The following is a 23,948-nucleotide window of genomic DNA, read 5'->3' on the forward strand; positions in this document are numbered from 1 at the left end:
AGTGTTTTTGTTGTAAAATATTAATTCTCAAAAGGATATAGCATAAAGCCTTTAAATAGTCTGCTTTATAGATACAAATTTTGATAATGATTTAAAATTGTATAATGAGGAAATTAGCTATAAGAGGTGTGTTTTTTTATATTTTTATTGTAAAAAATATAAATATGTATATGGTATATTTAAAAAAAAATTAAATTTGTTGAAACAAAAATATTATGAGAAGATATCTACCGCTTTGTTTACTTTTTCTGGTCGTCTCGACCTTTTTATTTTCACAAACTCAATCTCCACCGCCCAGAAAAGGGATGAGAGAAACCCTTACTGCAGAGTCCAGAAGAGCAGGGGCTTTTATTGATGTAAATGCTCCAGGTTATACTGAATCCGCTTTTGACATAGAAAAATTAGTAAAAGATGTTTTAATTTCATCAGGAACTAATACCTGTGTTACTCCGAATGTGACTAATGTAAAGATTACTCCTAACCACGCGGTAGGAAATGCAAACAGATCATGGGGATATTTTCATAAAGGAACCACCAATTTCCCTTTTAAAGATGGAATTATACTTTCTACAGGATTTGCAAAAAATGCCGGAAATACAGGAATCGCAGCAACTCTTGAAGATATAAACGGTGGTGGTACAGATACTGACCTTGCACAGGCAATAGGGGTACCATCAAATAATTTAAAAGATGCTGTACTTTTAGAATTTGATTTTGTTCCTACAACTTCGCAGATTAAGTTTAATTACTTATTAGCGTCTGAAGAATATACTTTAACCTTTCCTTGTAATTTTGCGGATGCTTTCGCAATATTATTAAAACCTACAACAGGAGGTCCTTATGTGAATATGGCTGTGCTTCCCGGAGGAGCAGGACCGGTAAGTATTACCAATATTCACCCGGCGATCCCTGGAGGCTGCCCAGCAGTGAATGAAATGTATTTCGGTGGCTTCAATAATGCTAATATTGAAACAAACTTTAACGGAAGAACAATACCTCTTACTGCTGTAGCTAATGTAACGGCAGGACAGGAATATCACTTTAAAATGGTAGTGGCAGATTACACTGACTTTAGATATGATACTGCTGTATTTCTTGAAGGAGGATCTTTCAATATCGGAGTAGAACTTTTAGACCCAAGTGGAGCTCAATTGCCATCTGATATTAATGTATGTGACAACGTTCCTCAGGTAATCACTGCTTCTGTAAGTGATCCTAACTTATTATATAAATGGTATCATAACGGTGTAGCTGTACCCAACGCAAACACCAATACTATTACAGCAACACAACCGGGAACCTATACGATTGAAGTAAGTGTGCCCGGAAATCCTTGTCCCGGAACCGCTTCGATAGAAATTCATGGCGGAACAACCCCGCAGGCAAATAATGCTACATTATTACTCTGTACCACGCCGGATATTACCACTTTTGATTTAAGTACCATCAAACCATCAATAAGTACAACACCTGGTGCAGTCTTCAAATTTTATGAAGATCAAGACGATGCTATTGCTCAAAACAATGATTATATACAAAACATCCTTAATTATAATGGTAATGACGGACAGATATTATATGTAGTGGTTTCAAACGGTATTTTCTGTAGTAAAATTGTTGAGTTGACACTATTAAAAGAAACAACACCTACAGCGAAAGTAAAATCTTCCAGAATAAAAATCTGTCCGGGAGAATCTGTGACGTTGACTGCAGAAGGAGGAGATACCTATCAATGGACAAATTTCCCTGGAACGGGCAATACACAGACAGCTACTTTATATCAGACTACAATATTTACAGTATATGCTGTGGGGGCAAAAGGATGTAGATCTTTAAACCCGGCAACAATACGAGTTGAAGTTACTCCTGAAATTACCTCACCTTTAGCAGACGTTGAAATGTGTCGTGATGACCGTGTTACTTTGGATGCAGGTGCAGGTACTAACTATAAATATTTATGGAGTACAGGTGCTAAAACACAAAAGATAGATGTTGATCAATGGGGAATTTATACGGTAGAAATAGATAACGGTATCTGTAAGAAAGTGTTTTCTGCGAATGTGATGGGAGCAGCCAAACCTTATGTCATAGGATTGAATTACGAAAGTATTAAAAAGACTTTGACTGTTACAGCTGAAAACCCACCAATGAACAACTTACCAAGCACTTTGGAGTATTCAATAGACAACGGAATTACATGGCAGTCGTCAAATGTATTTACCAATCTTCTGGATAATACAAACTATACAATCATGGTAAGAAGAGTAGGGACTCATTGCGTGGGAACATTAGACTTCTTTACATTGCAGATCAATAATATAATCACTCCTAATGAAGACGGAATTAATGATGTTCTGGATCTTACAGCTCTTACAGGCTTTAATAACTTTACAGGTTCTATTCATGACAGATATGGAGTTGAAATATTCAAATTTTCAAAAGAAACACCAATCTGGAATGGTACGGTAGGTGGTAAGAGATTACCTTCAGCAACATACTGGTACAAATTCAATTTTGAATATCCAAAATCAAAAGCTCAGATGGACTGGTCTGGATGGATCATGTTGAAAAACAGAGAATAAAATTTTAAATACATAAAAAAGCCTTTCAGTAAAATTGAAAGGCTTTTTTTATCCAAAAAAACAAAAGCTTCCCATAAAGAAACTCGTGTTTATATAAGTCTTATTGATTTTCTCTCCAAAGGTTGGCAAAAGAAATGAAATCAGAAACACTAAGTTCTTCCGCTCTCTTATCTAAAAACTCATGAGTTTTTAAGGCTTCAGGAATGTTTAAGACTTTCAATGCGTTGGAAAGCTTCTTCCTTCTTTGGTTGAAACCAGCCTTTACGATCTGTTTAAAAAGAACTTCGTTACCCGCTAGACCTTCCTTAGGGTTTCTTGTAAGCCTGATAACACCTGATTTTACTTTTGGTGGCGGATTAAAGACATTCTCATGAACTGTAAACATATAGGATACGTCATAATATGCCTGGATAAGGATTGAAAGGATACCATAATCTTTCGTTCTTGGTACTGCTGCCGTTCTCTCAGCAACTTCTTTCTGGAACATTCCTACCATTTCAGGGACCTGTTCGTAGTGATCTACAATCTGGAATAATATCTGCGAAGAAATATTATATGGAAAATTACCGATAATGGCAATCTGCTCATCTTTAATAAAATTAAAGTCCTGTTTCAGGAAATCTCCTACAAAAGTATCTTCTGTAACCTTGGAATAATTGTTTTTTAGATATTCAATAGATTCCGTATCAATCTCTGCAAGATAGATTTTCTGGTCTTTTTCAAGAAGATATTTAGTAAGAACTCCCATTCCGGGACCTACCTCCATGATATTATTATAGTTCTCAAAACTAAGACCTTCTACGATTTTTCTTGCGATATTTTCATCTGTCAGGAAGTGCTGCCCAAGATGTTTTTTTGCTTTTACACTCAAAGTTTTTTATGATTTTATTAACAATGATTTTCTTTTTTTCGTCCCAAATTTCGGAAGTTTTTTTCTATTTTAGCCAAAAATTTTAATATTAATGGCTAAATCTGTAGATGAGTTTAATAAGAAAAGGCTTCGGTCCAGCAATATTACAGTAGTGATAAGTATTGCCTTAGTGTTATTTTTGTTGGGATTAATGGGGCTTATTTTAATTAATGCTCAAAAGTATTCTGACTATATCAAAGAACAGTTGGTGGTAAACGCTTACTTTGATGAAAACTATGACGCGAAAGATTCTGTAAAAATTGCAAAACTAGAGGAAGAAACTTTTAAAAAGGTACAGACGTTAGCTCCTGTAAAAAAAGCGACCTATATTTCAAGAAGCATGGCTGCAAAAGAAGCCAAAAAAAGTATGGGAATCGATAGTGATGCATTGTTTGAAGAAAATATCTTCCCTTCATCCATCGAAGTTGCTTTGAAACCTGAATATGTAGACCCAGCAAAAATTGATGAAGCAATCAAGGTGATCAAATCTGTTCCTGGAATTATTGACGTGAAAAACGACAGCACCCTGATGGTGGATGTTTACAATAACCTGAGCAGAATTTTGAAATGGATTCTGGGATTCTCTGTATTATTTTTAGTATTGGCTGTAGTGTTGATCAACAACTCTATCCGTCTGAAAATATTCTCTAAGAGATTTATCATTAAAACAATGCAGTTGGTAGGAGCGAAAAGAAGATTTATCCTTAAACCTTTTATCATTGAAGCAATTATTTTAGGAGCCATAGGTTCTGTAATTGGTCTTATTGCATTAGGAGGGGTGTGGTATTACTTCACAAGTCAGATCGGTTCAGCTTTTGTACAGGACAACAATCAGTACTTCTGGTTAGTGATTCTTGTATTGGGAGTAGGGATCTTTATTTCTGTCTTAAGTACGATTTTCGCTACATGGAGATTCTTAAAATCAAACGTTGACGATTTATATTACTCTTAAAAATGAGCAAAAAAACAAATAAAATTTCCGCTTCAAACTTTGGGAATGAAGCAGAAGTGCCACAGGAAAACACATTCTATTTCGGACAGCAAAACTTCAAGTGGATGCTGATAGGACTAGCGTTTATTGTAGTAGGGTTTCTATTGATGATGGGACCGGATGCTAATACAGTAGACGGAAAATTTGATCCGAATGTATGGAATGATGATATCTTTTCCATCAGAAGAATCAGAATTGCACCGTTATTTGTTGTTATAGGTTTTGTCATAGAGGTCTATGCGATCTTGAAAAGAAAATAAATAAACAGTTTTTATTTAAGGATTAAAAAATTTAAGAATTAAAAGATTAAATATTAATTTGAAAATGTATACAGGTAATACACTTTCATCTATCAAATAATTAATATTTATTTTGGCTCATCGCCAGTCTTTCAATTCTTAAATCTTTTAATCTTTTAATTTTTTAAAGGAATATGGATTTAATTAAAGCAATTATTATTGCCATCGTAGAGGGATTAACGGAATATCTTCCGATCTCGTCTACAGCACACATGGGATTCACTGCTAATTTACTGGGAATGCCGGATGATGAATTTTTAAAAATGTTTCAGGTTTCCATTCAGTTTGGGGCAATTTTGTCTGTTGTAGTGGCTTATTGGAAGAAATTTTTTGATTTAAATAATATTCAGTTTTATTTCAAACTGGCTTTTGCGGTAGTTCCTGCATTGGTTTTAGGATATTTATTTGATGATAAGATTGAGGCTGTTCTTGGAAATCAGATTGCTATTTCTTCCGTATTGGTATTAGGAGGAGTAGTATTGCTATTTGCTGATAAATGGTTCAAAAACCCTAAAATTGATGATGAAAAAGGAATTACCATAAGAAAAGCTGTTACCATAGGATTTTGGCAATGTCTGGCGATGATGCCGGGAACAAGCCGTAGTGCAGCTTCTATTATTGGTGGAATGACTCAGGGATTGACCAGAAAAGCAGCCGCAGAATTCTCTTTCTTCCTTGCTGTTCCTACGATGCTTGCAGTGACAGTGTACTCGGTTTTTGTGAAGACTTGGGGTAAAGAAACTCCAAATCCACAGAAAGGATATGAAATGATCATGGCATCACAAGATCACATTATGATCTTTGTTATTGGAAATGTTGTAGCGTTTATTGTTGCATTAATAGCGATCAAAGCATTCATCGGAGTCCTTAATAAATATGGTTTCAAACCTTGGGGATGGTACCGAATCTTTGTAGGAATCGCTTTACTAATCTATTTTTATTTCTTTAAATAAAAAATTATCATATCCATTCATGACAGCGGAAGAACTGAAATCAGGATACATATTTTTATTAGATAAGCCTTTGGACTGGACCTCTTTCCAGGCTGTCAATAAAATGAAATATAAACTTAAAAGGGAGTTTGATCTTCCTAAAAAGTTCAAAATAGGGCATGCAGGAACCCTTGATCCAAGAGCTACGGGGCTTTTGATCGTTTGCTGCGGAAAATTCACAAAGAAAATTCCTGAAATTCAGGATGCTCCAAAAGAATACTGGACAGAGATCAAATTAGGTGTACAGACAGAATCCTATGATACTGAAAAACCGGAAATTCTGCATCAGGATATCTCGCATATCACTGAAGAGCTGGTAAAAGAAGCTTTAGAAAAATTCGTTGGAGAAATAGAACAGAAACCTCCCGTTTATTCTGCCATAAAGATTGATGGCGAAAGAGCTTACAATCTTGCCAGAGCAGGAGAGGAGGTAGAAATGAAGTCAAGAAAAACAACGATTCATTATATCCAGGGTATTAAAATAGAATTTCCTTTGGTAAGCTTTACAGTAGGTTGCTCAAAAGGAACCTATATCAGAAGTCTTGCTCATGATATAGGACAGGAATTGGGAGTAGGAGCTTATTTAACACAATTGAGAAGAACAAAAATCGGAGATTATAAAATCGAAGATGCTACAGATCAGTTTTTAAATAATGACTTTAGATTCCAAGGCGAATGAAAATAAAATTATCCTTTTTTTTAATTGTATTTACCTGTATTAAAGCATTCTCTCAAGACACAGAGAAAAAACAAAAAATGGATTTTTATTTCAATCCATCATTGAATGTTGGCTTTAATATTAATAACAAGTCTCAGAATAAAAACGATTCACAATACATTGAAACTCCTTCAGCATTAGGAAATTTGACCTATGGTATCACAGCTATTGGTGGATATAATTTTCTTCCTAACTTTGCCATTGGAACCGGACTTAAATACAGTTTTGCTCAGGATAATTATCATTTGATTTATTGGGTTATTCAGCCGAAATTTATTTTTTCCCCTGGTGATCGTCCTTTTTATATTGATGTGAATTATGGGAAACAGATTAACAGTTCTGCAGTTTCTGGCACTGAATTCTGGGGAGCAAGATTTGGAATGCAGGTTTCCTACTCAAAGAAATTAAGCCAGGAAGGAGGAATTGTTTTTGAATCACATAAACTGAAAGAAGGGCATGATGGCTTTTTCATCGGATTAAGCTATGGAATAAGCATTTTCAGTAATAAAAATTATACCGTTTACGGAAGAGACTAATGGAAAAGACACGTATCAATAAATATTTATCAGAAGTAGGTTACTGTTCTAGAAGAGCAGCAGATAAGCTGTTGGAAGAAGGAAGAATAAAAATTAATGGTAAGATTCCTGAATTGGGAACTAAAGTTTCCGATGAGGATCTTGTGGAAGTAGACGGAAAACCTATCAGAGAGCAACAAGAGAAGCCTGTTTATATTGTTTTTAATAAACCGGTAGGAATTGTTTGTACTACAGACACAAAACGTGAGAAAAATAATATTGTAGATTATATTAATCACCCGAAAAGAATTTTTCCGATTGGAAGGTTAGATAAGCCAAGTGAAGGACTTATTCTTTTAACCAGCGACGGTGATATTGTAAATAAAATATTGAGAGCAAGAAATAATCACGAAAAAGAATATATTGTACGGGTAGATAAACCCCTTACTCCAAGATTTCTTGAAAAAATGAGAAATGGAGTTCCTATTTTGGATACAGTAACCAAAAAGTGTGAGGTTGAGAAAATTGATGAAATGAATTTCAGAATTATTCTTACACAAGGTTTAAACAGACAGATCCGTAGAATGTGCGAATACCTTGGCTATGAAGTAAAAAAACTGAAGAGAATTCGTATCATGAATATCAAACTTGATCTCCCAATCGGGAAATGGAGAGATTTAACAGATGATGAATTGAATTCGTTAAATGAACTACTCACAGATTCAAGTAAAACAATTGATTAAGATTATATATCAGATATAAATGATAGGCAGGAAGTATTTTCCTGCTTTTTTTATGATCAAATTATTAAAGTGATAATGAATAATTTTTATTAAATTCACATATTGGTGTAATATTTTAAGTTTTTTTATTGGAATAGTATTATATTTATATAAACAACTAAACAATTGAAAACCATGAAATTAAAATTTAATTACATTCCCTCATTTATCATGATTCTGATGATATTTTCTAATTGTCAACATGATAATCACCCAGAGATTCCACATGATACAGCTTTTTATATTGACTATAGAAGCCTCACGGGACAATCAGATGGTATTGCTGTCATAGAGCTCGATCCTGAAGCTCCAGACTTTGGAAATATAAGTAGTAAACTTGAATTAGGTGTAGGTGTACTGCCTCATCATATTTATTATAATCAAAATGCAAACAAGCTGTATACAACTGCATTAGGTGGAAGCTATCTATATGAAATAAAAAGTGAAAAGGACAAAATCGGACAACCAAAATTAGTAAGTGCTACACCTATCAATACAGGAGAGAATACGGTAGGAGAAAATTTATTTTTCACCAATGACGGGAGATTTTTTATGACTTTCATGGGCGGAGCAGGCGGATTAAGAGATGGAAGTGTAGGTGTTTTTAATGCCAGTAATAATAAGCTTATCAAAACCATTAAAGCTTCAATTCAGGACAATCCAAATAAATTTATTATGTACCCGCATGGCATTTCTGTAAATGAAGAAAAAGGATTAATGATGGTTACCTCCACAATTCATCCAGACCTTACCAGTGGTTTTGGAAATACGTGTACTTTGCTGGATTTAAACACTTACGAGTTAAAAGAAACCTATCAGATTGCAGATTCACCAACAGATATGTCCAGTCCTGTAGAAGTGTTGTTGCTTCGTGGTAAATTTCCACAATATGCCCTTGCTACTACCATGCTTGGAGGAGATATTTGGATTGCCCCATACAATGCCGTAACCAAAAAATATGATGCTTTTACCAAAATATTTGATGGAAGTACACAAGGGTTAGGCTGGACTCTCGAAATGTATATTGATGATAATAACAGACTTTACGTAAGCTTTGCCGACCCAGGAAAAGTGCTTGTCTTTGACATCAGTAATCTTCCTCAATTAAAACTTTTAAAAACCCTTACAGCAGATAAAGGAGCCCACCATATGGTTTTCTTTAAAACCAAAAAAGGAAAAGAAGTTGTGGCGGTACAGAATAACCTCTTGAATATACCTAATTTGAATTCCGGAACCATTAGCGTCATTGAAATCGAGTCAGGAAAAACGCTAGGGACAGTTGATCTACGTGGCAAATACGGAATACTTCCTGAATCAATTGAAGGAACCAATGGTCCAAGCAGTTATATGCATCATTAAAGCATAATCCAATTTTGAATATTAAAAGCATCCCAAGATAGTGATACTGTTTTGGGGTGTTTTATATTCGCTGAAAAATATCAGATTACTTTAAATATAGTCTCATTCTTTCTTCATATTCAGGCTTTAATTTCAGAAACCTCCATATTTTCTTATCATCAGGATAGGTAGTGCGGTAGAATATAATTTTGTCAGCAGAATATTTGAAATAAGGATGATCTTTTAACCATTCTTCAGGAGCGTCTGTTAAAGTGTATCTCGGAACATTAGAATTGTCAAGAGGAGCAATAGAAAGTAACTTTTGTACCACCTCTTTGTCAATATTATAAGTACTTAATATCTGTTCTTTGTTCATAAAACCGCGTAGTTTTTTCCTGAAACCAATAATTGAGCCTGCACCTCTTTCGTCCAATCCAAATTCTATAAGCTGTTTAAATGTAATAACATTAAGATCCGTTTTTGAAAAATCTGTTTTTTCCTGTCTGGTTTCCTCTTTTTTTATTGTTGCAGAATTGAGTTTTATATAAGGTTTTAACTCCTGAAATTTCTCAGTAGAAATGACAAAGCACTTTTGTATATCTTCAAGATTTTTAAAACTTCCACGGAGATTTCTGTCACGGTAATTAACAATAATATTAGCTTGCTTGTCCGAGAAACCCAAAGTTTTCCAATCATCAATATTCAGTGTGTTGGGATCAAAATTACGATATTGTATTTTGTTCTTTTCAACATAATTGGAAGCAAAGGATTTGAAATTTTCCGGTGTCTTTGCAGGTAAAATCAAATAAGGTTCAAGTTTACTATAATTTTCAGAAGAAATAATAAAGCATTCCTTGAATTTCTCTTTACTCACAAAACTTCCACCCAAATAATTTTTATATTTTAAAATAGCTTCGGATTGTCTTTCACTGAAACCCATCTTTATCCAATCTCCAGAAGAAAGTCTATCAGGATTAAATTTTCCAGAGATACTGATTTCTTTTTTTGCAAACGTATTAAATTCTTTGGATTTACTTTTATCACTGCTTTCAGGAAGCAAAATAAAAGATTCAAGTTGCTCAAATTTTTCTTCAGAAATTGCATAGCATTTTTTCAGTTGTTCTTTTGAGGTGAAAGCTCCGCCAATAATATCTTTGTATTTGAGAATAGTAGTGACCTGTTTCTCAGAAAAACCAAGTTTCTGCCATTGTTCTTCATTTAAAATATTAGGATCAAAGTCTGATAAATTAACTGAAGTTGAAGCTGCAATAAACTTTACATCAGGAAAAGACTCTCTACTTTTGCTGGTGTATTTTTGAAAGGCTAATAAAATAGTCAGTACAATAACCATTAATGCCAGTTTCTGGTAATAGTTTTTTCTCATCATGCAGTAAACATATTGATAAAAACAAAGTGGAGCAATATCGAAGGTTTAAATGGTTAAGTTTAAGATATATAATGTCTGTAATTGATTTTAAATTAAAAGGTTTGTAAGTTTTCTATAGGAATATTTAAACTTATTGAATAAATTATTACTTAGAATTTCTGATAAAAAAATGTTATTTTAAATAGTCATTTAATCAGAAACCAGGTACATGACATCCATATTCAATATCAACCAATATTGAATGAAAACAAGTCGTTAAGAATTATAAAGCAGTTAAATTATTCAGGACTATCTCCTAAAGACTCTTTCAGCTTTAAAAGCTCAGCCTTTACAAATTCAAGGCGGTCAATAATCGTAATTGTTTCGGAAATTTTACTATTTGTTGTCAATGCAACACGTGCACCGTCCAAAGTATATCCTTTTTCTTTTACCAGATGGTAGATCATCTGTAGATTTTTAATGTCTTCCGGAGTGAAATATCGATTTCCTTTTTTGTTTTTTTTAGGCTTGATAATAGGGAATTCCTGTTCCCAATAACGTATTAATGAAGTGTTTACATCGAATGCTTTGGCTACTTCTCCTATAGAATAATACAGTTTATCAGGTAAGTTTATTTTCATTTTACAGCTCCTAAACTTCAAAGATAAAAATTTTTTAAAGTTTCATCCAAATATATTTTATAAAGGATTTATCATATTTAGTAATGTGGTGACGGGAATTTTACTCTTTATTGTGTGAAAAATAATTGTTCAATACTTTTTTTGTGTAATTTCGTTAAATTCAAAAAGCTATAATGATATGAAACGTTATTTTTACATTTTAACATTTCTGGTTCCTTTTTTAGGGTACTCACAATGGACGAGAACTGAAATTAAATCCCAAAAAGTAAAAAAATCACAGGAAAACCTTGAGTTTTCTGGACTTTACTCCTTAAATACTGATGAACTTAAAATTGCATTGAAAAATGCCCCTCAACGTTTTTCAAATGAAAAAGGAGCTATTGTTTCTCTTCCTACAGCCAAAGGAAAGATAGAAAGATTTCAGGTTTGGGAGTTTTCCAATATGGCACCGGAATTACAGGCTAAGTTTCCGGATATTAAATCCTATGTTGGGACCAGTGTAGAAGATCCTACTGTTTATTTGAGGTTCAGTATGTCACCTGTAGGGTTTTCTTCGATGATTACCCGTTCGGGAATATCAGAATTTATTGAACCTTATACTGAAGACAGAACTGTTTATGCAGTTTTTGATTCTAATGCAAAACGTGGACAGGATAAAGAACCTTTTGAATGTTCTACTATTGATCATATAGAAAAAAGCGCTGCTGAAAAAAAAAGCGCCGGCGAAACAAATAGAAGAACAGCAGGTTTTAATGTTTTCAGAATGGCTCTTTCCTGTACAGGAGAATATGCACAATATCATTTAACAGCAGCTGGAACTCCGGTAACAGCATCGGATGCTCAAAAGAAAGCAGTAGTTCTTTCCGCGATGAATGCTACTTTAACAAGGTTAAATGGTGTTTTCGAAAAAGAACTATCACTTCATTTTAATCTGATCGCTAATAATGACGCTATTATATTTTTAGATGCAGCTTCAGATCCTTACACAACAACTGCAGGTCCGGACGAAGCCCATGTAGGTATAACTTCTGTTATTCCTGTTGTGAATTTTGACATGGGACACTTATTGGATAAGAAAGGTGGTAATGGATCTGCCTATCTTGATGCTTTATGTGGTAGTAAGCCGGGAAGAGGATGGACAGCCCACAATTTTCCGGAAGGAGATAAGTTCGATATCGATTACGTAGCGCATGAGATGGGGCATCAAATGGGAGCTAATCACACATTTTCCAAGTATTTAAATGGTAATGGGTCATCAGAAATGGAACCTGGAGGAGGAAGTACTATTATGGCTTATACCGGAATTATGGGTGAAGTTTACGATATTCAGTATAATTCTAATGATTATTACCATACTTATAATTTAACAGAAATAAAGAACAGAATAAGCAATATAAGCTGTGGAGTAACAACACCCTTCGGGATTGCTGCTCCTACCGTAAATGCAGGGTTAGATTATATTATTCCAAAATCTACTCCATATATATTAAAAGGAACAACTGATGATAGCAACAGTTCATCATACACGTATGTTTGGGAGCAAATGAATAATGCCCCCAATTCTCAAACAGGTATGAATTCTCTTGCATATCCAGCTAAACCCTCAGGTCCTAACTTCAGATCTCTTCCTCCAAAAAGTACACCGGTAAGATATTTACCTGAGTTTAATAAAGTATTGGCGGGAGCTTTATCTACCCGTTGGGAATCTGTTTCAAGTGTAGGAAGAAACCTAAATTTCAGATTAACAGTAAGAAATAATAATCCATTAGCCCCGCAGACCAATAATGATAATATGCTGGTAACGGTAAATGCCGGAGCAGGACCTTTTCAGGTGACAGCGCCTTCATTCGGGCAATCTGCAAGTTCAGGAAGTGCATTTAATGTAACCTGGGATGTGGCGAATACTAATCAGGCACCCATTAATACAGCAAATGTTAATATTAAATTATCTACAGATGGAGGACAGACATTTACAACACTTGCTGCTAACACACCAAACGATGGTTCAGAACAAGTGATAATTCCTGCAGGATCTACTTCTGCCAATGCATTTATAATGATAGAAGCAGTAGGAAATATTTATTATACGGTAAGCCCAAGTTTTGTTATTGATTATTCCGTGACAGGTGAAACATGTACTACTTATACTTATAATGCAGGCACAGTTGCAATTCCTGATGGACCTGGAGGTAATGGAATTTCAGCGCCAAGAGTAAATATTCCGTTAACAGTAAACAATAACGGAACTATTACTAAGATTAAAGTAACACCAAATGTAACTCATTCTAATATTGGTCAGATAGCAATTGGTATTGAAAGCCCGGTAGGAACTGCTGCATTGCTATGGAATAGAGAGTGCCCAGGAGTATCTGGGATAACGGGAAGTTTCAGTGATACAGGAAATACTGTAGGGTGTACATCACCTGTTCAGGGGGCGGTAAAATCTAATGAACCTTTAAATGTATTCAAAGGACATTCTGCTCAGGGAGTTTGGAATTTATATGCTACAGATAATGTCAAAGGAACTACCGGAAGCATTAACGGCTGGTCTCTTGAAGTGTGTACACAGGAAACCCAAAGTTTAGGAACCAAAGATGCCGCTTCACCTTTAGCTGATGATATTAAAATCTATCCTAATCCAAGTGACGGAAATTTCTTCATCAAATCTCAAAATATAAAAGGAGATATAAAAGTGACTATGCTTGATGCTAGTGGAAGATTGATTTACTCTTCATCCTATAAAAGCGAAGGGAATAACACTAAAGAATTTAATGTAAATGTACCTAAAGGAGTATATGTGATAAGCATTGACTCTCAGAAAGGAATATATAATACTAAATTGATTATCAAATAAACACTGTGAATATTTTATAAAAGGGCTGACATTCTTGTCGGTCCTTTTTTGTTTCTAAACTTGTTGCGTGGCATTATTTATAGTACTTTTATAGGTCGTTATCAATTTTTCTTATAAAATATAAGTGATGAATTCTATTTCTGTCCTTCATATCGACCTTTTTCAGGCAGGTAAAAATCCCTCAGATTTTTATTTTAATACCATGAAAAATCATTTGGTAGTAGGGCATAAGCATATAGAAAAGCCACATAGACATGATTTTTATGCAGCTGTTCTATTTACCAAAGGAATAGGAATTCATGAGATCGATTTTCAAAAATATGATGTTTCGGAAGGTAGCCTTTTCTTTCTTTCACCCGGGCAGATTCATAGCTGGGAATTATCAGAAGATATAGACGGTTACATTTTCTTTTGCTCACAAGAGTATTATGAAATGCATTACGTGAATCAGAAACTTAGAAATTTTCCATTTTTTGGATCTGTATCGTTTCCCAGAAAACTTCAGTTGGATGCAGAGGAACTGCTTAAGAATATTCACTTATTTCAGGAGCTGGGAAAAGAACACGAGAGAAAAGATATTATGAAAGATGGCTTTATCTTGTCATTGATGTCTCAGGTTTTCATCAACGCGACCCGTTTATTTACAAAAGATTTTGATGTTCAGGCTTCTTCTGCAGGGCTTTCGTACTTTAAACATTATCAGGATTTTGAGAGTCTTGTTGAACAGCATTTTACAGAACAGAAATCAATTGCGTATTACGCAAATCTGTTAGGTATTTCATCTAAACACCTTAACCGTATTGCGCAGACCGTGGTGCAAAAGACAGCTACAGAGGTCATCACGGAAAGAGTAGTGCTTGAAGCCAAAAGAATGTTGATGTACCTGGATGAAAGTCTGGTTGAAATTGCTTTCAGGTTAGGATATGAAGAATATTCCTACTTTGTAAGAGTCTTCCGAAAAAGCTCCGGAATGACTCCTACTCAGTTTATGAGGAAATATAAGGCTTAATTTAATTCAAAGTTTTTATGGTTATTGATTAATTTTCTTATAATGCCAGCTTAAATGGTCCTTCAAAATTTGTCTCAAAAGAATCTACCAGCTTACCATTTTCATCAAAAACTCCAATGGTCATATTTTGTTTTGAGAATTTGATTTTATCTTCCGGGAAAGATATATTGATATTTCCTTTCAGAATTTGATCACCTTTTAAAATGATTTTTTCAGACCCAAAATAGGTGATTTCTGCATTCTCAGGAGTGATGACTTTTATAGTCAGTACTTTTTTCTCATTAGATTTATTCAATAGAGTATAGATAAAAGTATTGGTAATTTTACCATCTTTAATAAAGAATGTAGAGCCGGCAGGTTTGATGAATTTAGCCTCCATAGAACCACGGTCATACATCAAAAATCCAAGGAATCCGATTAATAAAGCTAAAATAACTGTCGTAGCCTTCATTCTTGAAGTAAACTTGAACTTTTCGCTATTTTCAATCTCAGATTCTGTAGCATAACGGATCAATCCTTTTGGAAGACCTACCTTATCCATGATCTCATCACAGGCATCAATACATGCGGTACAGTTTACACATTCCAATTGCTGTCCGTTTCTGATGTCAATCCCCGTAGGGCAGACTACCACGCATTGGTTACAATCAATACAATCTCCTTTTCCAGCCGCTTTTCTGTCCTCATTATTTCTCCATTTTGAACGACCTTCGCCTCTTTTAAAATCATAATATACGTTGATAGTCTGTTTATCTATTAAAACTCCCTGAAGCCTTCCATAAGGACAAACCAGAGTGCATACCTGCTCACGAAGCCATGCAAAAACAAAATAGAATGTCATGGTAAAAAAGATCATCGTGATAAACTTTAAAGGATGCTCAGACGGACCTTCAAGCATAATCTGGAAAACTTGCTCATAGCCTACAATATACATGAACATAAAGGTTGAAATAACTATCGAAATCAAAAGAAATACAGCCCATTTTGTCAGTCTTTTTCTGATTTTTTCAGCGTCCCATTCCTGTCTGTCAAGCTTCATCTGCTTATTTCGGTCACCTTCGATCCAATATTCTATTTTACGGAAAACCATTTCCATAAATAAAGTTTGAGGACAAAGCCAGCCACAGAATATTCTTCCGAAAACCACAGTGAACAGCATCACGAAAATAACAGAAGTTACCGCTCCCAATGCCAGAATGAAAAAATCCTGAAGATAGAAAGGCTGCCCAAGGATAAAGAATTTTCTATCGATAACATTAAAGAGGAAAAAAGGATTGTTATTAATCTTTATAAAAGGTAATCCAAAGAATAAAGCTAATAAGGCATAACTGGTATAGTCTCTGTAATTGGTGTATTTTCCTTTTGGTTTTCGGGGGAAGATCCATTTTCTTTTACCGGTTTCATCCATTGTTCCCACGGAGTTTCTAAACTCTTCATTTTCAATTTCCAAGGATTTGATGTTGTTAGACTCTGCGCTCATTGTCGTATGCTATAAAAGTATTTTGGTAATATTTTTCATCCTGATCAATTTTGTTTTTCCATCCGTTTTTTTGCTTGAAAAAACTTATTGATTCTGTTACTGCAAAGCTCCGGATTATATCATTGAACTACTAATATGATCTACTTCCAAAATAGGACAATTAGGACATTATGTTTTAAGATTGATAATAAATCAAAATGAGAAAATATTTTTGAAACCGATAAGCATATCGTAAATTGCAGCTTTAAAAATGAAGAATGAAGAATATCTGTAAAATAGGAATGATTGGTTTGGTTTTAGCATTGGTAAACTGCCAATCAGTAAATACCAGTAAAATGTTTTATGAAGGAGTAAAACCGAAAATGATTTCGGATAAATTTAGCTTTACAGAAGGTCCGTCAGCAGATCAAGAAGGGAATGTCTACTTTACGGATCAGCCTAATGATAAAATTTATTATTGGGACTGGAAGACCAATCAGGTCATCGAATTTTTAGATAAAACAGGAAGAGCAAACGGAACTCACTTTGATAAAGACGGTTTCCTGATTACCTGTTCAGATGATAACGGAGAAATGTGGAAGATTTCGAAGGACAAAAAAGTTGAGGTTTTATTCAGTAATTTTGAAGGTAAAAGACTTAATGGACCTAACGATGTTTGGAATGATATTTTTGGAGGAATGTATTTTACAGATCCATTGTATGAAAGAGACTATTGGACAAATTTCAAACAGGAAATACCTAATAAAAGTCTTTACTATAGGAATAAAGAAGGAAAGATCAGTAAATTGGATACTTTCACACAACCCAACGGAATTGTAGGTAGTGAAACTTTAAAAGAACTTTATGTTTCAGATATTGATGCCGGGAAAACTTATGTTTATGATATTTTAGACGAAGGAAAACTATCTGAGAAAAAACTGTTTTGTGAAATGGGTTCAGACGGAATGACCCTAGATAAACACGGAAACCTTTATTTAACCGGCGATGGAGTACATGTTTTTAACCGTGAAGGGAAAAAGATTTATCACATTTCAATTCCTGAAAAATGGACGTCCAATGTAACTTTTGGAGGAGAAAATAATGATGTTTTATTCATTACCGCTTCAAAATCGGTGTATACTTTTCCAATGAGAGTGAGAGGAATAAAATAATTTTTTGCCCCGAATTCATGAATAAATCATTCATGAATTCGGGGCAATTTTAAAATATATCTGATTAGAGGTATTTTAATAAGCTACTTCCATTTTCACTTTTTTCCCTTTAAGTTTTTCATTCTGAAGTTTTCTCAAAAGAGCATTTACCTTATTTCTGGCAACAGCTACGTAAGAGGTAGTATCTTTTACTTCAATGATTCCAACATCTTCTTTTTGTAGTTCTCCTTTTTTAAGTAAATATCCTACAATATCAACCTTATTGACTTTATCCTTTTTTCCTGCACTAATGTAAATGGTCTGGAAAGGTGTTTTTTGCGGAACCTTAGTAAATCCTGCAACACTTTCTTCAGGAGTATCATTCTTGATGAAGGGAAAATTATCATCTTCATTCATGATCAGGTAAACAAAACCTTTTGCATTCATTCTTGCAGTACGTCCGTTTCTGTGAATGAAAGCATCTTCTTTAGGAGGGAGTTGATAGTGTACAATAGACTCTACTTCCGGAACATCCAATCCGCGGGCTGCAAGGTCTGTCGTAATAAGTATTCTTGCAGAATCATTTCTGAATTTCAGTAACGCACGTTCTCTTTCGTCCTGTTCCATACCCCCGTGGAAAGTTTCTCTGTCGATTCCCATTTGGTGAAGAAGTTCAGAGATACGGTCTACTGCATCACGGTGGTTACAGAAGATCAAAGTTCTTTTGTTCCCGATTTTACAAACAAGGTTGAATAGTGTATCCAGTTTTTCCTCGGGAATAGTCATTACCTTTCTCAGTTGAATGTCTGGTTTTACATCATTTTCCTTAAGGAAACTAATAATTTTTTCATCTTTCAACCCTGTGAATGCAGGAATTTCATCCATCGCAGTTGCAGACGTTAAAATTCTTTGAGAAAGCCCTTTTAAAGAACTGCAAATAAATTCCATATCATCATGGAAACCTAATTCCAAAGCCTTATCAAATTCATCAAGAACTAGAGTTTTAACTGTTTTCGGATCAAAATTGTTATTTCTTACGTGATAAGTAACTCTTCCCGGGGTTCCGATTAAAACAGCTGGAGCCTCAATTAAATTATTGACTTCAATCTTTTTATCATGTCCACCATAGCAAACAGATACTTTAAAATCTGTTCCCATCGATTTGAAAACCTGTTCAATCTGTAACGCCAATTCTCTGGCAGGAACTAATATTAAAGCTTGTACTCCCTGAACATCTTTTTTCAGATTTCTAAGAACCGGAAATAAAAAAGCCAGCGTCTTTCCGGATCCGGTAGGAGAGAGCAAAACAATATCAGTATTGTTTTCAGACGCTTTATAAGTAGATTTCTGCATCTGATTCATATCCTGAATCTGCAGTTTTTGATAAATTGATTGTAGTTCCATGGGTACAAAGGTAGTGAATTTTGGAGTTTGAGGGTTTGAGAGTAGGGAGGAATTACTGCTCTTCTTTGATTGGGAATGCTGTCATTCTGAATGGAGCGTAGCGAAATGAAGAATCTTATTTTGCCTTCTACACTAGTTATAGATGCTTCGACTCCGCTCAGCATGACCACTACTATGCTGTTAATACCATATTATTCAATTATACATGGTCAAGCTGAGCGAAGTCGAAGCCTTTTAATATAGATTGGTGTTAAATAAACGATCTGCAGAACCGGTGATTTTTCACATTATAATAATTGATGAATGATTTGCTTAGCAAAATTCACTATTGGCGTTTTTAGACTATTTATGGTTTCCCATAATTTTAAACTATCAGCTGATAGTAGCTTTGAGGCAATAAAAAACTTAAAGCCATGAAACTCTATCAAACTCTTGAAAAACAGATTAAGAAAGAACCTAATTATGTTTCTGATAACGGAGAAATCAAAAAATGGGTAGTACTGAATAAAGCCCAAAACTTTGATGAAGAGCTGATCGGATTGCTGTTAGAAGACTCGGATTTGAAAGACAAATTTTTTGTAAAAGTAAAAGATATCTGGGTATTTAAACAAAATCTTTTCATCCAGTTTCTTGAACAGAAGAATTATTTGAATGACAGCTATACTCAATTCAAAAACAAAGTAGGATTAACGATTGATGGTAAGCATTTAAAACAACGCAATGAAGTATCCTTGGTCTGGCCATTCAAAGATTGTGTGTTGGAAGGAGGGCAAAGCCGTGAGGAAGATAAAAGAGAAGAGATTTTCTTTAATGAAATACTGGCACAGGATGAAATTACAGAACTGCTGGATCCAAAAGTACTAACCAATGCCAAACGTTTTGATGAAAGTGGTGAAAAGGCACTCTGTCATTCAGACCACAGGGAAGAATCTCTTTTCAACAGAAATGAAAACGGAACGATTACTGATAACCTGATTATCAAAGGAAACAACCTTTTAGCATTGCATTCTTTGAAAAAAGAATTTGCAGGAAAAGTGAAGCTTATTTATATAGATCCGCCTTATAATACAGGAAGTGATTCTTTTAATTATAATGATAGGTTTAATCATTCTTCTTGGTTAACTTTTATGAAGAATAGATTGGATATTGCAAAAAGTTTACTTACAGATGATGGAAGTATATTAGTTCAGGCAGACTGGAATGAAATACATTATTTAAAAGTTTTATTAGACTCTGTGTTTAATAGAGAGAACTTTAGAAATGAAATAATTTGGGCATACCATGGGCCAGGCTCTCCTAAAATGAAACAGTATAATAGAAAACATGATAATATTTTATGGTATTCAAAATCTACTTCTGACTGGATTTTTAATGGAGACGAGGTTCGAATGTCGTCCGAAGTTCATGTTGGTGGTTTTAATAATGAAATGAATGCAAATGTAAGCAGTGAATATACAGATAGAGGAAAAATTCCTGAAGATTGGTGGGAAATGGGGAGAGATAAAGAGGAATTTGTAGAGGAAATGTCTAATCTTTATGATGAATATGAAAAAATTAAAAATAAAAATTGGTGGAAGATGGCTGTTGCAGCAAGAATTAGAGTTGATGGTAAAAAACGTTCGGGTTATTTAACTGAAAAGCCTTACAAACTTATAGAAAGATTTATTAAAGCTCACACAAATAAAAACGATATTATACTAGACTTTTTTGCAGGTAGTGGAACGACAGGTTTTGTATCAAATTATTTGGAACGACAATTTATTCTGATTGAGCAACTCGAAAATACACATAAGATTATCAAAGACAGATTTGAGGGAATGAATTATACTTACCTCGAACTCAAAAAATACAACCAAACCTTCATCGAAAAAATAGAAGAAGCAAAGAATGAAGAAACGCTTCTTCAGATTTGGGAAGAGATGAAAGCGAAATCTTTTCTTAACTATAATGTAGATATTCAAAAGCAGGAGAAATATATTGAAGATTTTAAAAAGTTAAGCCTACAGGAACAAAAGCAACACCTTTGCGAACTGCTCGATAAAAATCAGCTCTATGTCAATCTTTCTTCTCTTAATGATGGAAACTTTGAGTGTACTCCGGAAGAGCAAAAAGTAACGAAAGCATTTTATCAACTTAAAAAGTAATCAGATGGCATTTTTACATGAAATATTCAATAATCCGTTTGCTCGTAAAGCTTTGGCGGAAGTTGCTTTGCCTAATGGAATCAATGATAATCTGAAGTTCAGTATCCGTTCTTATCAGGAAGAAGCATTCAGAAGATATTTATATACTGAAAGAGAAGATTTTGACTGCAAACCCAGAAAACCTTTACATCTTCTTTATAATATGGCAACAGGAAGTGGAAAGACAATGGTTATGGGTGGTTTGATGCTTCATCTTTATCAGAAAGGATATCGTAATTTTTTGTTTTTTGTGAATAGTAATAATATTATTCAGAAAACGAAAGATAACTTTCTCAATCCGCAGACTTCTAAATATTTATTCCGGGATAAAATAATCATTGATGGTAAAGAAGTTTTTTTAAAACAGGTTGATAACTTTGATGAATCCGATCACGAAAATATCAATATCAAATTTACTACGATTCAGCAGCTTCACATTGATTTAAACAATACCAAAGAAAACAGTGTTACCTATGAGGATTTTCAGGATAAAAAGATCGTCTTGATTGCCGATGAAGCTCATCACCTGAATAGTGGTACCAAAAGTGGGAACCTGTTCGGAAGCTGGGAGGATACTGTTTTGCAGATCCTACATCAGAATTTGGAGAATATCCTTTTGGAATTCACAGCCACGTTGGATTATGAAAGCCGGGAAATAACAGAGAAATACAAAGATAAAGTCATTTATAAATATGATCTGGCACAGTTCAGGACGGATAAATTTTCTAAAGAAATTAATCTTGTCCGTTCCCTGTATGACGAGCAGGAAAGGATTGTTCAGGCTTTGATTTTGAATTTGTACAGACAGGAATTGGCGACAACCCATCATATTAATCTGAAACCTGTTATTCTATTCAAAGCCAAGAAAACCATTAAAGAATCTGAGCAGAATAAAGAAAATTTTCACAAATTAATTGATGATTTTTCTGAAGAGATAATAGAGAAGATCAGGAAAACCTCAACTGTTCCTGTTGTTCAAAAGGCTTTCAATTTTTTTGAAGCTAGAAAAATCTCAAAAAGCGATATTGTAAAACGGATACGTACTCATTTCAGAGAAGAAAATTGCCTGAGCGCCAATAATGATTCAGAAGCAGAGAAAAACCAGATTTTACTCAATACACTGGAAGAAGAAAACAACCCAATCCGTGCTGTATTTGCGGTGCAGAAACTTAATGAAGGCTGGGATGTTCTCAATTTATTTGATATTGTAAGATTGTATGAAGACCGTGACGGAAAGGATGGTAAACCAGGAAAAACAACTCTTTCTGAAGCTCAGTTAATTGGTCGTGGAGCAAGGTATTATCCATTTACAGTGCGGGAAGGAGAAGATAAGTTTGTACGAAAATATGATGATGATATTGCAAATGATCTGAAAATTTTAGAAGAACTATATTATCATACGAAAGAAGACAGCCGATATATCTCAGAACTTAAAAAAGCATTGGTAGACTCCGGAATATATGAAGATGAAGCTAATCTTGAAACCAAACAACTTAAGTTAAAACCCATATTTAAAACCACAGAATTATATAAAAATGGAGTAGTGTTTTCCAATAAAAAAATCCCCAAAAGTTTTACGAAAATAAAGTCTTTTGAAGATCTTGGAATGAGTAGACCCAATTTCAGGCATCAGCTTTCTTCTGGAAGCGGAAAAACATCCAATGTGTTTTTTGAATTAGAGAAATCTGTGCTTTTTGATGAAAACATAAAATCTGAAGGCGTCAGAATTCAGGATATTCAGAAACATGTAATAAGATATGCCTTAAGCAGAAATCCATTTTATTATTTTGATAATCTTTCCCGCTATTTCCCTAATATAACATCCATCTGGGATTTTATAGATGATGAGAAGTATTTGGGCGGAATGGAAATCATATTCTATGGAACGCAAAGCCGTCTTCAGGAAATTTCACATTTTGATTACCTTCAGGCACTGAATGGATTATTGCAAACTATAGAAGCGGATATTAAACATAATGCTCCTGATTATGAAGGTTCATCGTTTCAGGCGCAACCTATTCATAAGGTTTTCAGAGATAAAGAAATACGGGTCACAAAAGGCAGTATAAAAGCAGATGGTCAGGAGAATGTAGTTGCTGAAGGATCCTGGTATGCTTATAATGCCAATTATGGAACCAGTGAAGAAAAAAGATTTGTAGAGTTGTTTTCCAGGCGTTTTAAAGGATTGAACCAAAAATTTCAGGATATTCATCTGATCCGTAATGAAAGAGAAGTTAAGATCTTTGATAAATTAGGACGTGCTTTTGAACCGGATTTTATTTTGTTTTGCAGTCAGAGAAAAGACAAACAGTTGAGCTACCAGGTTTTTATAGAGCCAAAAGGAACTCATTTACTTGACTACGATAAATGGAAAGACGATTTTTTGAGAGAGATGGGTGGTGAAAAGAAAACCATTACCATTCATACAGATGAATATTTAATTACTGCTGTACCGTTTTATAACCATGAAAATGAAAGAGAATTTGAAAGAGCTTTAGAAAAAACATTGATGAGCTAACCTTCGGATCTTTCCTAATCTTTAAATTTTTAAATCCTTCAATATTTTAATAAACTCCCTGGATGCCAGTTGTTTAAAGAAGAATTCTGAAACACAAAAGCTCTTGTTTATCTCAAATAAAATTTTTATCTTTGCACCCACTTTTGTGGCGAAAAGGTTTGATGAGTAAAATACTTATAATTAATTACTTCCGTATTTTTTAAATCCACATTTATTCAAACCGTTAAAAAAGAAGG

The 23,948-nt window shown here is 34.2% G+C and carries 18 protein-coding genes; 13 read left to right on the plus strand and 5 right to left on the minus strand.

The genetic code is table 11. The features are described 5' to 3' along the window. The first annotated feature begins 215 nt into the window (after positions 1–215). Positions 216–2,582, plus strand: a complete 2,367-nt coding sequence (locus BW983_RS15870; RefSeq protein WP_076552869.1) for a choice-of-anchor L domain-containing protein — start codon at positions 216–218, stop codon at positions 2,580–2,582. A gap of 100 nt (positions 2,583–2,682) precedes the next feature. On the opposite strand, the gene rsmA is transcribed toward BW983_RS15870, so the two are convergent. Then, positions 2,683–3,453 (minus strand): 16S rRNA (adenine(1518)-N(6)/adenine(1519)-N(6))-dimethyltransferase RsmA, encoded by a 771-nt coding sequence (gene rsmA / locus BW983_RS15875; RefSeq protein WP_076552870.1) that lies wholly within the window; start codon positions 3,451–3,453, stop codon positions 2,683–2,685. Positions 3,454–3,544: 91 nt separating this feature from the next. Between rsmA and BW983_RS15880 the strand changes: the two genes are divergently transcribed. From BW983_RS15880 to BW983_RS15910, 7 genes are all read left to right on the plus strand, one after another. Further along, the gene (locus BW983_RS15880; RefSeq protein WP_076552871.1) at positions 3,545–4,444 is read left to right on the plus strand and encodes a cell division protein FtsX; all 900 of its coding nucleotides are present in this window, start codon (positions 3,545–3,547) and stop codon (positions 4,442–4,444) included. Between the two features lie 2 nt (positions 4,445–4,446). Further along, a complete protein-coding gene (locus BW983_RS15885; protein WP_185116869.1) occupies positions 4,447–4,743 on the plus strand; it encodes a DUF3098 domain-containing protein in 297 nt (98 codons plus the stop codon). 173 nt (positions 4,744–4,916) lie between these two features. Further along, complete coding sequence (locus tag BW983_RS15890; RefSeq protein WP_076552872.1) at positions 4,917–5,735, plus strand: undecaprenyl-diphosphate phosphatase; 819 nt, start codon at positions 4,917–4,919, stop codon at positions 5,733–5,735. A gap of 19 nt (positions 5,736–5,754) precedes the next feature. Further along, the gene (gene truB, locus BW983_RS15895; protein ID WP_076552873.1) at positions 5,755–6,453 is read left to right on the plus strand and encodes a tRNA pseudouridine(55) synthase TruB; all 699 of its coding nucleotides are present in this window, start codon (positions 5,755–5,757) and stop codon (positions 6,451–6,453) included. A 77-nt stretch (positions 6,454–6,530) separates the two neighbouring features. Next, positions 6,531–7,028, plus strand: a complete 498-nt coding sequence (locus tag BW983_RS15900) for a hypothetical protein (RefSeq protein ID WP_139329297.1) — start codon at positions 6,531–6,533, stop codon at positions 7,026–7,028. Beyond that, positions 7,028–7,750: a 23S rRNA pseudouridine(2604) synthase RluF gene (gene rluF, locus BW983_RS15905; protein WP_076552875.1), complete on the plus strand. Its 723-nt coding sequence runs from the start codon at positions 7,028–7,030 to the stop codon at positions 7,748–7,750. Before BW983_RS15900 ends, rluF begins: the two co-directional genes overlap by 1 nt. 174 nt (positions 7,751–7,924) lie before the next feature. Then, positions 7,925–9,148, plus strand: a complete 1,224-nt coding sequence (locus BW983_RS15910) for a YncE family protein (RefSeq protein WP_076552876.1) — start codon at positions 7,925–7,927, stop codon at positions 9,146–9,148. A gap of 85 nt (positions 9,149–9,233) precedes the next feature. Here the strand turns inward: BW983_RS15910 and BW983_RS15915 are convergent, their stop codons facing one another. Both BW983_RS15915 and BW983_RS15920 read right to left on the minus strand, forming a co-directional pair. Further along, the gene (locus tag BW983_RS15915; protein WP_076552877.1) at positions 9,234–10,514 is read right to left on the minus strand and encodes a ComEA family DNA-binding protein; all 1,281 of its coding nucleotides are present in this window, start codon (positions 10,512–10,514) and stop codon (positions 9,234–9,236) included. 278 nt (positions 10,515–10,792) lie between these two features. Beyond that, positions 10,793–11,134 (minus strand): MerR family transcriptional regulator, encoded by a 342-nt coding sequence (locus BW983_RS15920; protein ID WP_065393769.1) that lies wholly within the window; start codon positions 11,132–11,134, stop codon positions 10,793–10,795. Positions 11,135–11,312: 178 nt separating this feature from the next. Between BW983_RS15920 and BW983_RS15925 the strand changes: the two genes are divergently transcribed. Further along, positions 11,313–13,988: a reprolysin-like metallopeptidase gene (locus BW983_RS15925; RefSeq protein ID WP_076552878.1), complete on the plus strand. Its 2,676-nt coding sequence runs from the start codon at positions 11,313–11,315 to the stop codon at positions 13,986–13,988. A gap of 127 nt (positions 13,989–14,115) precedes the next feature. Beyond that, positions 14,116–14,997, plus strand: a complete 882-nt coding sequence (locus BW983_RS15930; protein WP_076552879.1) for an AraC family transcriptional regulator — start codon at positions 14,116–14,118, stop codon at positions 14,995–14,997. Between the two features lie 37 nt (positions 14,998–15,034). On the opposite strand, the gene ccoG is transcribed toward BW983_RS15930, so the two are convergent. After that, positions 15,035–16,477: a cytochrome c oxidase accessory protein CcoG gene (ccoG, locus tag BW983_RS15935; RefSeq protein WP_076552880.1), complete on the minus strand. Its 1,443-nt coding sequence runs from the start codon at positions 16,475–16,477 to the stop codon at positions 15,035–15,037. 257 nt (positions 16,478–16,734) lie between these two features. On the opposite strand from ccoG, the gene BW983_RS15940 reads away from it, so the two are divergent. Continuing rightward, positions 16,735–17,628 (plus strand): SMP-30/gluconolactonase/LRE family protein, encoded by an 894-nt coding sequence (locus BW983_RS15940; RefSeq protein ID WP_076552881.1) that lies wholly within the window; start codon positions 16,735–16,737, stop codon positions 17,626–17,628. 75 nt (positions 17,629–17,703) lie between these two features. On the opposite strand, the gene BW983_RS15945 is transcribed toward BW983_RS15940, so the two are convergent. After that, positions 17,704–19,011, minus strand: coding sequence for a DEAD/DEAH box helicase (locus tag BW983_RS15945; protein WP_076552882.1), 1,308 nt, complete (start codon positions 19,009–19,011; stop codon positions 17,704–17,706). Between the two features lie 413 nt (positions 19,012–19,424). Here BW983_RS15945 and BW983_RS15950 point away from each other — a divergent pair, with 413 nt between their 5' ends. Beyond that, positions 19,425–21,155 carry a DNA methyltransferase gene (locus BW983_RS15950; RefSeq protein ID WP_076552883.1) on the plus strand — a complete coding sequence of 577 codons (1,731 nt, stop codon included), beginning with the start codon at positions 19,425–19,427 and terminating at the stop codon, positions 21,153–21,155. 4 nt (positions 21,156–21,159) lie between these two features. Then, positions 21,160–23,712: a DEAD/DEAH box helicase family protein gene (locus BW983_RS15955; RefSeq protein WP_076552884.1), complete on the plus strand. Its 2,553-nt coding sequence runs from the start codon at positions 21,160–21,162 to the stop codon at positions 23,710–23,712. Positions 23,713–23,948 lie beyond the last annotated feature (236 nt).

The organism is Chryseobacterium ureilyticum, from assembly GCF_900156735.1.
Classification (GTDB): domain Bacteria; phylum Bacteroidota; class Bacteroidia; order Flavobacteriales; family Weeksellaceae; genus Chryseobacterium; species Chryseobacterium ureilyticum.